13 protein-coding genes are annotated in these 12677 nt (G+C 47.0%); 9 read left to right on the top strand and 4 right to left on the bottom strand.

Annotated features, from left to right (window positions below):
• Positions 1-29 precede the first annotated feature (29 nt).
• The 5 genes from NYE70_RS06300 (at position 30) to NYE70_RS06280 (ending at position 6186) form a co-directional block, all read left to right on the top strand.
• Positions 30-1742: a cache domain-containing sensor histidine kinase gene (locus NYE70_RS06300; RefSeq protein ID WP_341045402.1), complete on the top strand. Its 1713-nt coding sequence runs from the start codon at positions 30-32 to the stop codon at positions 1740-1742.
• Positions 1700-2902, top strand: coding sequence for a response regulator transcription factor (locus NYE70_RS06295; protein WP_341045401.1), 1203 nt, complete (start codon positions 1700-1702; stop codon positions 2900-2902). The genes NYE70_RS06300 and NYE70_RS06295 overlap by 43 nt, the downstream gene beginning before the upstream one ends.
• Positions 2903-3071: 169 nt before the next feature.
• Positions 3072-4394, top strand: coding sequence for an ABC transporter substrate-binding protein (locus NYE70_RS06290; RefSeq protein WP_341045400.1), 1323 nt, complete (start codon positions 3072-3074; stop codon positions 4392-4394).
• A gap of 30 nt (positions 4395-4424) precedes the next feature.
• Positions 4425-5309: a carbohydrate ABC transporter permease gene (locus NYE70_RS06285; protein ID WP_211020728.1), complete on the top strand. Its 885-nt coding sequence runs from the start codon at positions 4425-4427 to the stop codon at positions 5307-5309.
• Positions 5310-5322: 13 nt separating this feature from the next.
• Positions 5323-6186 (top strand): carbohydrate ABC transporter permease, encoded by an 864-nt coding sequence (locus NYE70_RS06280; protein WP_341045399.1) that lies wholly within the window; start codon positions 5323-5325, stop codon positions 6184-6186.
• A 39-nt stretch (positions 6187-6225) separates the two neighbouring features.
• Here NYE70_RS06280 and NYE70_RS06275 read toward each other — a convergent pair whose 3' ends face one another.
• The gene (locus NYE70_RS06275) at positions 6226-7155 is read right to left on the bottom strand and encodes an aminoglycoside phosphotransferase family protein (protein WP_341045398.1); all 930 of its coding nucleotides are present in this window, start codon (positions 7153-7155) and stop codon (positions 6226-6228) included.
• A 62-nt stretch (positions 7156-7217) separates the two neighbouring features.
• On the opposite strand from NYE70_RS06275, the gene NYE70_RS06270 reads away from it, so the two are divergent.
• The 3 genes from NYE70_RS06270 to NYE70_RS06260 are packed head-to-tail and all read left to right on the top strand — an operon-like array spanning position 7218 to position 9474.
• Positions 7218-8390 carry an alanyl-tRNA editing protein gene (locus tag NYE70_RS06270; protein ID WP_341045397.1) on the top strand — a complete coding sequence of 391 codons (1173 nt, stop codon included), beginning with the start codon at positions 7218-7220 and terminating at the stop codon, positions 8388-8390.
• 15 nt (positions 8391-8405) lie between these two features.
• On the top strand, positions 8406-8894 hold the full coding sequence (gene ybaK / locus NYE70_RS06265) for a Cys-tRNA(Pro) deacylase (protein WP_341045395.1): 489 nt from the start codon (positions 8406-8408) through the stop codon (positions 8892-8894).
• Positions 8895-8916: 22 nt separating this feature from the next.
• Positions 8917-9474 (top strand): GNAT family N-acetyltransferase, encoded by a 558-nt coding sequence (locus tag NYE70_RS06260; RefSeq protein WP_341045394.1) that lies wholly within the window; start codon positions 8917-8919, stop codon positions 9472-9474.
• Positions 9475-9482: 8 nt separating this feature from the next.
• Here the strand turns inward: NYE70_RS06260 and NYE70_RS06255 are convergent, their stop codons facing one another.
• The 3 genes from NYE70_RS06255 to NYE70_RS06245 all read right to left on the bottom strand — a co-directional run bounded on the left by NYE70_RS06255 (position 9483) and on the right by NYE70_RS06245 (position 11882).
• Complete coding sequence (locus NYE70_RS06255; protein ID WP_341045393.1) at positions 9483-10391, bottom strand: DMT family transporter; 909 nt, start codon at positions 10389-10391, stop codon at positions 9483-9485.
• Positions 10388-11236, bottom strand: coding sequence for an AraC family transcriptional regulator (locus NYE70_RS06250; protein ID WP_290407291.1), 849 nt, complete (start codon positions 11234-11236; stop codon positions 10388-10390). The genes NYE70_RS06255 and NYE70_RS06250 overlap by 4 nt, the downstream gene beginning before the upstream one ends.
• A gap of 109 nt (positions 11237-11345) precedes the next feature.
• Positions 11346-11882, bottom strand: coding sequence for a CDP-alcohol phosphatidyltransferase family protein (locus NYE70_RS06245; RefSeq protein ID WP_341045391.1), 537 nt, complete (start codon positions 11880-11882; stop codon positions 11346-11348).
• 112 nt (positions 11883-11994) lie between these two features.
• Between NYE70_RS06245 and NYE70_RS06240 the strand changes: the two genes are divergently transcribed.
• On the top strand, positions 11995-12672 hold the full coding sequence (locus tag NYE70_RS06240) for a response regulator transcription factor (protein ID WP_341045390.1): 678 nt from the start codon (positions 11995-11997) through the stop codon (positions 12670-12672).
• Positions 12673-12677 lie beyond the last annotated feature (5 nt).

The raw sequence follows: 12677 nt of genomic DNA, 5'->3' as shown, positions 1-12677 counted from the left end.
CTCTTAATCGAAGTCAGAAGAGGTATAACATGAAGCATATTATTGAGAGGATGGTTTCGCGCATCAGAAAAGCCGGCACCGTCAGAACAAAGCTAATGCTGGCTTTCTTCATCGTGGCCACGCTGCCGGTAGGGGCGTTAGGTTATTTTTCTTTTCATCAGTCGTCCAAGGTCGTCAATTCCCAATTCGGCAGCTACGTAATTTATGCAGTGGATCAACTAAAATTGCATGTTGACGGCAATCTCAAGCAAATGGATGACATGACCGGCAACATTTTGTCCTATTTAATCGCTTCTTCAATCATCGTAGGAGATGAAGTCCCGACCACTTACGAGCAATACGTGGAGGAAAGGGATTTTCAGAATTACATCACGTCCCTGGAGAGCACGAATATTTTCAAAGTGGCGGTAATTACGCCTTCGGGCAGAGTGATCGGAAACAACCTCATTAACGCGGAAAGTCTGGAATCATCCTCATTCTGGTCCGATATTTCGAAATATAACAATAAGCATGTATTGATTCATATCCCGGACTATTACTCGACTCCCGGGAACGAGTATATGATCAGCATGGTGGTTCCGTTAAACAGGTCCTTCGGGCTACCGGAAGGAAGCCGATTATTGATCGACATGAAAGCGGATACAGTTCTGGGGCTGATAAAATGGTTCGAAAAGGACACCAAGTCTCATCTTCAGATTACCGATGCATCCGGTGAAGTTCTGTTGCATACGACGTCGGACTTTGTGAGTCGGGAGGACGATAAAGTTTGGTCGAGGGTACTTGTTACGGAAGGCTGGGTGGTGGAAGCAAGAGTTCCTTATGACACTTTTTACGAGTCCTCGTCTGTAATTTTGCGGTATTCGGCTTTTATTGCCGCGTTAGCCATCCTGCTCGGAGTCATTATGGCCAGCTTCTATTCGATCCGCTTTACGATGCCTATCAAAAAATTGGCCCATTCCATGCGCCGTTTCGGCGAAGGCGATCTGTTGATCCGCACGCCGGTCATGTCTTCGGACGAGCTTGGTTTTCTAAGCGAATCGTTTAACAAAATGACGGAACAGCTCGTAGAACTGGTTCATGAGATCAGCAGGACCGAAAAATTGAAGAGCGACGCCGAATTGAAAAGTTTGCACTATCAAATCAACCCGCATCTTCTGTTCAATACGTTAAATTCGATTCAATGGAAAGCCAAACTGGCCAGGCAGCCGGACATCCAAAAAATGCTGCAGCATCTGATCGTGGTGCTGGACGGAAGTTTGAATTTCAAGCAAACTCTTCTTCCTTTACAGAAGGAGCTCGACATCGCCAAGCATTTCATCGAGATTCAGCGGTACCGCTATGAGGATACTTTTACCTTCCGGTTGGAGGTTCAGCCCGAGCTTGAAGACTGCCTGATTCCGCGCATGGTATTGCAGCCTTTGCTGGAAAATATATTTTTCCACGGTTTTCAGGACGGGCAGGGCCATATCGAAATGAGGATTTTTGAGGAAAAGAATATTTTGTACATGATCCTGGAAGACGATGGCGTAGGCGTTACGCCTGAACATATGGAATACATCGGTTCCGGGCAGAAAGTGCCCGGGAAACGGGGCGGATTAGGCCTGCGTAATGTCGATGAACGGTTTAAGCTCCACTACGGAGATGCTTACGGATTATCCATAGAATCAATCAGAAATCAAGGAACGAAGGTGACATTGATATGGCCAAAGACAACGGAAACCAATTCCCTATCAAAGTATTGATTGTGGATGATGAACAGCTGGTGAGAAAAGGACTTCGAATGACCATCGATTGGGAACGGCATCAAATGACCGTATGCGATGACGCTCCGAACGGAAGGATCGGCTGGCAAAAATTTCTGGAGCATCGTCCTCACCTGGTGATTACGGATATCGTCATGCCGGAAATGAGCGGGATCGAACTGGCGCAAAACATCAGAAAAGAATCTCCTGACACCTCGATCCTGTTCCTGAGCTGCCATCGGGATTTTAACTACGCGAGGCTCGGCATTCAATTAAACATTCACGATTATATCGTCAAGACCGATATGGACGACGATCATATCCATGAATCCCTGGATCTCATTTATCAGAAGTATAAGGAAACCATGTTGAACCATCAGGACGCTCCGAAACCGGAAGCGAAATCGCCGGATCGAACGAAGGAGATCTTAAATGAATGGCTGGACAAGCAAAGTTATTCAGCCAGGGATCTTTTGCTGAAGCAAGTTCGGAGTGATTGGAAGTGGATGCTGTCTTCTTCGTTTCTCATTCATATTTATCAGTCCTCCGGGAGTGACAGTTCGCCGGAAGCGCAACTGAAACGATGGGAGGATTTATCGCTCGCTTATCCTGGTCAACTGAAATTGCTTGAGTTCGGCGACGGTTCCGCGTTTCTTGCTTGCAGCAGGGACCTTGCGGACAAGGTCTTATCCAAGCTGGTTGAATTGAAAATCAACGAACGCGATTTGGAATGGCGTCAAAGCAAACCCATTACAAGCGCAGAAGGTTGGCTGGACGCCTTAAGTCGGCTGCATCGGATCCGTCAGGTGGAACAAAGCACCCGATTGTTTAGCACGGCGCACAAGGAAGATATCATTCAGGCCATCGATTTCATCGACGAACATCTGGATCAGGATATCCGGGCGGCGGATGTCGCTGCGGTGATCGGCGTCAGCCGCAGTTATTTCAGCACGATTTTTAAGGAAGCGACCGGCTGCAGCATCATTTCTTTTATTTCGGAGCGCAAGCTGAGACGGGCGAAGGAGTTACTCAGTGTGGCTTCGATCCGTACCGAAGAGGTTGCTGAAAAAATCGGTATTCAAGACGTGAAGTATTTTTCCAAATGGTTCAAAAAACAGGCGGAGATAACGCCAGGGCAATACCGTCTGCAAACAAAATGACGGATTTATCAAACAAATAGACACTGCCGCCTGGCTTGGCCGGGCATTTTTTTATTTATCGGAAAAGATGACACTTAAATCAAACATCTGTCGGTGTGAAAGCCTTTTCAAGAGATTTATTATAAACCATGTAAACAAACGATCTTATTGACACAGGGGGTTATCATTCGTGAAAAGAAAACGGATATTGTACGTACTCATCACTTGTCTGCTGGTTTCTTTGCTGACGGCAGCCTGCTCCTCGGACAACAAAAAGGCTGATTCCAAAGATCCGGCTACAGGCAACGAAAAGGTGAAATTGGTGGTCTGGATTTGGGAGACTGCGAAGGACGGACTGGATTTGAATATGGACGCCTTCAAGGCCAAGTATCCGAACATCGAAGTCGAATTCCAGACGATGAAATCAACGGATTTGTATTCCAAATACTTGATTACTTCGAGTACCGGAGATGCGGTTCCGGACATTATAACCGTGGAATCGACCAATATGTCCCAGATCGTTCAAATCGATTCTTTGCTTGATATTACCGATCGCGTGGCTCCCTACAAGGACAAAATGAGTGCCTATAAATGGGAAGATGCGACGAAGGACGACAAAGTGTACGCCATGCCGTGGGATAGCGGTCCGGTCGTAATGTTCTACCGCAACGATTTGTTCGCTCAGGCTGGCTTGCCAACCGATCCTGCGGATGTAGCCCAAGAGATTCAAACTTGGGACGACTATTACGAGGCTGCTAAATTGATCAAGGAAAAAACGGGAGCGATGATGTACGGGGATTCCAAGACGAACTCCAGCAACCGGATGTTCGAGTCGATGATGTGGCAGCGCGGACTGTGGTACTTCGACGATGAAGGCAATGTCGCCGTCGATTCGCCGGAAATCAAGGAAAGTGCTGATTTCCTGATCAAAATGCAAAATGAAGGACTCGTTTTCGATGCCCGCGCAAACACCGATCCATGGGGAAATGCGATCCGTGACGGAAAAATCGCTACCGTTGTAGGCGGTTCCTGGCACGATGCGATCATTGAAAACCAATATTCCCCGGCGGATAAAGGCAAATGGTCTGTAACTTTGATGCCGAAATGGTCCAAGGATGATAAGTATACGGGTGCGAACCAGGGCGGAGCGAACCTTGCGATCAACAAGAACTCCAAGCATCCGGAAGAGGCATGGCAGTTCATTGAATTCATGCTGGGAAGCGAAGAGTCCCAAGTTAAAATGATGACTGAAGCCGGATTGTTCCCGGCGATGCTGTTGAGCGATAACGCGTCTCTTGAGGATCCGTCCGAATATTTCAACAAAGAGCCGATCCGCAAAGTATATGCCGAGTCGCTTGCCAACACCTATCCGCTTGCGTATACATCGGACTTCCCAATGGCCAACAAGCTGATGACCGATGTGTGGGCAAAGGTCTTCCTGAACAAAGTCAGCTCGGAGAAAGCCCTGAAAGACATGGCGGATGAGCTCCGCAGCAAAACAAAGAGAAATTAAACTCATCTTGATAGGATTGGAGGGAATGATATGAAAGCATCCAAGTTAAACAAGCAGATGTTGGTTGCTCCTTACATCTACATATCACCCTATTTCATCTTGTTCTTCGTCTTCTCGTTATATCCGATTCTGTATTCGATCTATATCAGCTTTACGGATTGGAACGGCTCCGGTGAGAAGCTATTTATCGGGTTCGAAAATTATATTCAGTTGTTTAGCGACAATGACTTCTGGTTATCCCTGTGGAACAGTACGCTGATCTTTTTGATGTATGTTCCGATCATGTTGTTTGTGGGACTGATTCTGGCGTCTATGTTGAATTCCAACTGGATGGTAGGCAAGGGCTTTTTCCGGATGGCGCTGTTTGTTCCCAATTTCGTCTCCGTCGTTGCCGTTTCCTTCGTCTTCATCCTGTTGTTGAACACCCAGGACGGCCTGGTCAATAGCGTGCTTAGAAGCATCGGCCTGATCGACAATCCGATTCCTTGGCTGGAATCGCCTTGGTGGGCGCGGTTCTCCGTTGCCATGATGGTGCTGTACCGCTGGCTTGGTTATAACATGCTGCTGCTTCTTACCGGACTGCAGAACATTTCGAAGGATTTATATGAAGCCGCTTACGTTGACGGAGCTACGAAAATCAAAAGCTTCTTCTTCATTACGATTCCGTTAGTCAAAAAGATGCTGTTGTTCTGTACGGTGCTCTCCACGATCGGAACGTTCTCGCTCTTTACCGAGCCGTTCATTCTGACCCAGGGCGGGCCGTTGAACTCGACCTTGACTCCGGTACTCATGCTGTATAGAGAAAGCTTCCAAAACTTCAATTTCGGTTACGCATCTTCCATCGCCGTCTGCTTCTTTATTCTCATGATGGTTATCTCTTTGTTGCAAATGCGTATCTTCGACGATAAAGAGTAGGCGGGAGGATACTATGGAAAAAACACTAAAATTAAAAGCTGCCGGCACTTCCGGCAGCAAACACATCTGGTCCTCGTCATTGGCTTTTGTATTAATGGCGATTGTCTCCCTGCTAACCTTGTTCCCGTTGTTCTGGCTGTTCAGTTCATCGTTGAAAGACATCAGCGAGATCTTCGTGAATCCGCCGATCTGGATTCCGTCGACGCTGCATTGGGAAAATTTCAGGGAACTGTTCGTGGAACGGAAATTCGGAATCATTACCTGGAACAGCTTCTTGTTATCCACGACTTCTACATTAATCGCGTTAATCTTCTGCAGCTTGGCCGGATTTGCTTTTGCCAAATACAAGTTTAAAGGTAAACAATTCTTGTTCGTACTCGTGCTGGCATCGCTCATGATCCCGCATGAAGCAACCATGGTGCCTTTGTTCTCGATCTATAAGAACATGCATCTTATCGATAACATTTGGGGCGTGATTCTGCCGGATTTGGCCAACGCTTTCGGGATTTTCTTCATGCGCCAGTACTGCATGTCGCTTCCCGATGAGATGATGGAGGCCGCCCGGATCGACGGTTGCAACGAATTCAAAATTTTCCGCAAGATCGTGCTGCCGAATCTGAGATCCGGTTTCGCCGGTCTGGGTATTATCCTGTTCGTAAAGCAATGGAATAACTTCCTGTGGCCATCCGTCATTTTGAGATCCCAGGAAAATATGACCTTGTCCGTAGCACTTAAAGCGCTTGAGGACAGCAATAATACGCCATACCATCTCATTATGGCCGGTTCCGTAATCAGCGTACTTCCGCTGCTGATCATCGTTCTGATCTTCCAAAAGCAATTGATTGCCGGGATGATCGATGGCGCAATTAAAGGCTAATGCAAAAACCCCTGAAGAGATTCAGGGGGTTTTGATTATTTATTTACTATTAAATAATTGCATTTGAAGAAGCAGCTTCAACTCGTCCATATTTTTTACGGAAGTGAACGGAATACCTAGCCTATTTAGATTATCTTTCAATATATTCCCGCAAAATAAGTGGATGGATAAACCGTTAAGCAATTCCTCCAGAAATTCCTCTTTATCGGCACCCTTAATTTCAAGAAATGCTGAGACCAGTTCCGCGTCCCCTAAAAAGAGCTCAAAAATTATCGCAGGCAGTTCATAATCTTCAGGAGCGATCATACAGTCCGCAAAGTCAATCAAGGTAAGTGTTCCTTGAGAATCCAGCAATACGTTATCCCTTGTAATATCCCCGTGAACCAGCACTTTACCGGAATAATTACGTTCAGAAGCACGAATCTCCAACTCTTGAATCAACGAGGGATGTAATCCATTCATACGTTCGGTGCGATAGGGATGGTTCCTTAAATCGGGTTGGGGCGGCAAATGATCAAAAGGTTGATTTAAGCGCGACGTGATCTCGGATAACCGCATCAGAAATTGCTTCTTGTCCGCCTCAGGAAAAGACAGTACGGTTTCCAAAGGCACATTGGCGACTACGTAATCCATAACAATATAGCGGAACAAATATTTATCCTCCAACTCGCCGTACGCAATAATACGGGGAACAGAGATCCCTTGTTCCATGGCGAACTTCATTACGGAAAGTTCGGTATAATAATCTTGTTCCGTATGGAACCCGCTCTCCCTAGGCGCATAAATTTTGATGACCAGCCGGTCCGCTTTGAATACCGCGTTGGTCCCCGGAGTCAGGTTTTGAATCTCTTCCTTTACCGTCAGGCCTTCTTTTTGGAATATGGCCTTTGCCAATGGGGCAAAAGCTTCAGTGGAAGTAAATATATTTCCCCAGGAAGTAATCCCGTTCAGGGTTTCTTTAAAAAACATCTACAGCGCACCTCGCTTAATCGTTATACAATGAAAGTATCATAATAAAGGAGAAAGGCTCAATGACAAATCTACTGTATTACGACTCAGCCTATTTAACCGAATGGCAAACCGTCATCCAGACGGTTTCAGAAAAAGAAGACGGGATATACTTAACTCTGGAAGAGACGGCTTTTTATCCGCATGGGGGAGGACAACCCTGCGATGAAGGGACTATCGGGGGCATTCCCGTGCTGGACGTGTCTAAGGAAGACGAGACCATCTGGCATAAGATCGAGAGCCTGCCTGAGGAAACATCGGTCGTATGCCGGTTGAATTGGGACCGGAGATTTGACCATATGCAGCAGCACAGCGGCCAGCATGTGCTTTCGGCGACTTGCCTTGATACGCTGGGGGCCCAAACGTTGAGCTTTCATCTTGGAGTGGATTATGCCACCATCGATGTAGAGCTCCCGGAGCTGTCATCGGAGCGGCTTGTTCTTCTCGAAAAGGAAGTAAATCGTCATATTTATCTCAATCATGAAATCACAAGCTACTTTGTAACGGATGAGGTAGCGGCAAGGCTGCCGTTAGTAAAACAACCGAAAGTAACCGGCGATATACGAATCGTTGAAATAAAAGGTGTGGAGTATAACGCCTGCGGCGGAACCCATGTATCTTCTACAGGAGAGATCGGCATGATCAAGCTGTTGAAGGCGGAACGCCAAAAGGGGAATACACGGATCTATTTCTTGTGCGGATACCGGGCCTTTCAGGAATTTAACGAGAGTCAGCGGATTTTAACGGCGTTGGCGCAGAAATTCAATACCGGGAAAGATGGAATTTTGGATCGTTTGGACAAATGGGAGCAGGAGCACAAGCAGCTTCAATGGGAACTGAACGCCCAAAGGGAGAAGAATGACGAGTTTGTAGTGAAAGAGCTTCTATCCCAGTCGAAAGGCGGCCTTATTGCGCAAGTGTTTGAAGATCGCAGCCTGAAGGATTTGCAAAACCTGGCGACCAGGCTAGCCGCTGAAAGCAAAGTTTCCGTGTTATTCGCAGCCGGTGGTGACAATAAAGTCTTAATGGCCTACGGCGGCGATGGAGGATTTTCTTGCGGAGCATTTTTCAAAGAGCATCTCAGCGGCTATAACGGTAAAGGCGGCGGCAGCGACAAACTGGCGCAGGCGGGTTTCGGCTCTTGGGATGAGGCGTTAGCTTTTTATGAATTTGCCAAGACGGGATGGTCGGTTTAAAAGGGAGGAGTTACATTGGCGGAGAGCAAAACGAATGCCATGCGAATATTGGACAAGTCCGGCGTTCTTTACGGTATTCTTGGATATGATCCCGGGGACGGGGAAATCCACGGCACGGCTGTGGCGGAGAAAATCGGCCGCCCCCCCGGTTCCGTATTCAAGACGCTCGTTGCGCATCAGGGAAACCAGATCTATGTGTTCGTCATCCCGGTAGCGGAGGAGCTGGATTTGAAAAAAGCGGCCAAAGCCGCCGGCGAGAAAAAAGTGGAGATGCTGCCTGTAAAAGAGCTGTTGAAATGGACCGGTTACGTTCGCGGCGGCTGTTCGCCGGTCGGGATGAAAAAGCTCTATCCCACTTTCCTGGACGCGAGCGCGGAAGGCTTGGACAAAATGGCGGTAAGCGCGGGAAGAATCGGCACCCAGATGGAGCTGGATCCTGGAGAGCTCGCCCGGCAGGTAAATGCGCGCTTTGTGCCGCTGATTAAAGAAACAGATAACGAATAAGGCAAAGGAAGTGCAATTCAACATGATTAGACCGGCAAAAAAGGAGGACCGCAGTCAAGCTGCGGTGCTTATGGTTGACGCGATCCATGATATCGCAAATGCATTGACGGCAGAATCCGACAAGTCCAAGGTTTTGGAGCAAATGGAGAAGTATTTCTGCGAGGAAATCAACCGGTTAAGCTACCGAAACTGTCTGATCAAGACAGTCGGGGAGCAGCCGGTAGGCATTGTAGTTGCTTATCACGGCAAAGACGCTCCGGCACTTGACGCGCCGATTCTGAAACACCTGGAGAACAGTAATGGAGGAGCACCCGCAACCTTGGATAACGAAGCGGACCCCGACGATTATTATATTGATACGGTTAGCGTCAGTCCGGAATTCGGCGGCCGTGGTTTTGGGACCGAGCTGCTGGAGGCGTCGATTCAGCTCGCAAAGGAGCAGGGCTACCGAACCGTATCCCTGAATGTTGAAGAAGATAACGTTAAAGCGCGCAAGCTTTACGAGCGGCTCGGTTTTCGGCACAAGAAAGACATCGTTATTCACCATCATACTTATGCTTATATGGTGAAGACGTTGTAAGCATAGTTTTATTCCTGTCTTTGAAAATCGCTTTTTGGCTTGCGTTCGGAAAGGTAGGAGCCGGCTAGCGTCAAGCAGGTTCCTGCCAAGGTAGCCAAGGTTAATTTTTCATTCAGGATCAAGGCGGAGGCGGCTACAGTAATTACAGGCACGATGTAGATGTATATGCTTGTTTTTACCGCTCCTAAAATGGCTACGGCCCGATTCCAAGAGACAAAGCACATGGCGGAAGCGCCGAGACCCAGGAAAAGCAGGTTAGTCAAATTTGTAATATTGCCGAAGCGGTCCAATTCGAAATGGAATTCAGTCATCAGTACGACGGGCATCATCCCGATCAGTCCATAGAAAAAAACTTTGCGGGTAGCCCCGATGGTGTGAACTTTCAGCGCACTGATTTTTTTCATCAATACGGAATAAAATCCCCAAACGACGGTGGCCAGCAGCGCAAGCAGGTCTCCGACCGGATTAAGCTTTAATAGCAAGCTGCCGTTCAATCCGATTAAGACAATGCCTGTCAGAGCCATCAAGAAACCTGCAATAAAGGTAGCGTTTAACTTCTCTTCTTCCAGAAGGAAATGCGCTATTACCGCTGTTACGAAGGGGGCAATCGAAACAATCACGCCCACGTTGGAAGCTAGCGTATACACAAGCGCGATATTTTCGAACAAAAAATACAGAGTGACCCCGCATAGCCCCGCCCCGATAAACAACAGTTCTTCTTTAAACGATGCCGTCCGGATAGGCCGCGAATAGATCAGAAGCAAGACGACATATCCAATGAGAAAGCGGTAAAACAATATTTCGATAGGGGCAAAGTCAATGAGCAGGATTTTGGTGGAAATAAAGGTAGTTCCCCAGATGACAATCGTAACTAGCGCCAGCAAATGTCCCGTCGTGAATTTCGGTTGCTCCGTCATCGCAATATCTCCTCGGTCCTGATCTGTCGCGTTTGCTTGAATATGCCCATATATTGCTTGGGGGTTAAGCCGATCAATTTTTTGAAGAAATTCGTAAAATGGCTTTGGTCGCTAAACCCGGTTTGGAAGGCTACCTCAACAGGCAGGATACCATGCTCCAACAGCCGTTTCGCCTGATTGATCCGAATCGTTTCCAGGTAGCGATATGGGGAGATGCCCTTCTCCTTCGTAAATAAACGCAGCAAACGAAATTTGCTTAGCCCGGTGAGTTCTATAAGGTGATTTAAGGTAATATTCTCCGCATAATGCGATTCCATATATTCGCAGATTATTTTGATCTCGGCAGACAGTTCCTCGGCATGACTTGGTGAAGCGGTAGCCGAATAATCCCTAAGAAGCTGTTCCATGAGAAAGAGCAGCAATTCTTCTTTTTGAAAATCGGTTTGTCCTTCCAAAATCATCTGATGGAGTTCGTGCAGGGAAACAGCAAGATCGCTCTGGTAGAGAACGGTTTGTTTAAAACGGGGCATATAGGACTGTCCGGTAATTTCCTGAACATACTGGCTCATCACTTCGGGCTGAATATTGATGCAGCGGTAATCCAGGGTTCTCCCGTCAATTTGTTCGCAGGCATGGGGATCCTGAGGATTAAAAATAACGATATCCCCGCTGTTCAAAGTATACTCTTCGTTGTTGCAGGTCAAAAATCTTTTGCCTTGTTCAATAAAACCAATGACGTAATATTCATGAAAATGATTCGGGAATTTCTGCATGATCCCTTCAAATTGGTAGGCTTCTATCTTCAAATCTTCATCGAAGACGACCGTTCGAACTTCATGAGTCAATTTTCTGCACCTTCTTTTCTGCTGATGGATAGTGCTAATTATAATATAGGGACAAAGAACGTTCTTGAATGATATTGCAGGATCGCTTGTAGAAGGCGGGAGTACGATTCTAATCCTTCATAAAAATACTTCGTCTATTTACGTTAAGCTGGGAGGATGTTATATGAACCGCGGTTTCTTCCACCGCGGAAAGTATTCCGACAAAGCACGCAGGCCAAAACACAGCCGGGTTGTGGGATATTAGGAACAAGGGCGGGCCTAGAAAAAGAAGCAATCCGGCCAGCTTATTCCCCCAAGTATGTAGAATGGCGAACGATCGATATTTGCAGGCGGCTATGATCAAGTTGACGCAACGTACGAGCGTTATAAGGATGACCCAGGGGACGAATGGCAGAATTTCGGTTCCATGCCGAAGGATCAAATATACCAAAATGACAGCAACCAGCATGAGATCCGCTACGGTGTCCAGTCTGGCGCCCAGTTCACTTTGGGTATTCGTTTTTCGTGCAACCGCACCGTCAAGTACGTCGCTTAACCCGGATAAGAGAAAAATGACCGCAAATAATCCGGGACGTTCAAACAAGAATATCAAGGTTATCACTAGAATCATTCTGCTTATGGAAATGAGATTTGCCGCATGATTCAACGGACTTCCCCCTTTGGGAATGATGGGACTTAACTTTTTTTGATCACTGTTCTTCCGGATTCTTCAAGTTATAATATTATCATCTTATTCGACTGGAGTCTGGTCATATACGATGGACAAAATACTGTTAATAGAAGATGATCACAAACTACAGAAATATATCAAGGACTATTTGGAAGCTTATGATTTCGAGGTGGAGTCGGTTTCGGATTTCGGGAAGGTTGTTGAGCAGGTTGAAGAGAGTAAACCGGATCTGATTCTTCTCGATATCAATCTGCCGATCTTTGACGGTTTTTATTATTTGCGGGTCATCCGAAAAAAGTCTTCCGTCCCAATCATCATTCTTTCTGCGCGCAGCGACGAAGGGGAACAAATCCGCGGCATGGAGTACGGTGCGGACGATTATGTGACAAAGCCGTTTGTGATCGGAATCCTCTTGGCGAAGATCCATGCCGTGCTCCGGCGCGCCCATCATCGGGCGGAAGAGAGCCAGTCGGCCGGAGAGCTCAAACTGCTGCAAGACAGCATGAAGCTGCAATATAAAGAACAGATCATGGAATTGAGCAAGAATGAATTTCGTCTAATGCTCCTGTTTATGAAAAAAGCGGGAGGGATTGTCACCCGCGAAGAATTGCTGGAAGCGTTATGGGATGAACATGTGTTTGTCGATGACAATACGTTGACCGTAAATATTACCCGGATTAAAAAGAAGCTGAGCCAGTACGGACTTCATAACGTCATATCGACCAAGCGGGGAGTGGGCTATGTCTTTGATCCGAATGCTTGCTGATTTTC

The sequence above is a fragment of the Paenibacillus sp. FSL R5-0407 genome, assembly GCF_038009185.1.
Classification (GTDB): Bacteria; Bacillota; Bacilli; order Paenibacillales; family Paenibacillaceae; genus Fontibacillus; species Fontibacillus vini.
Note: the sequence above shows the minus strand (reverse complement) of the source record. Positions and strands in the feature narration are given on the sequence as shown.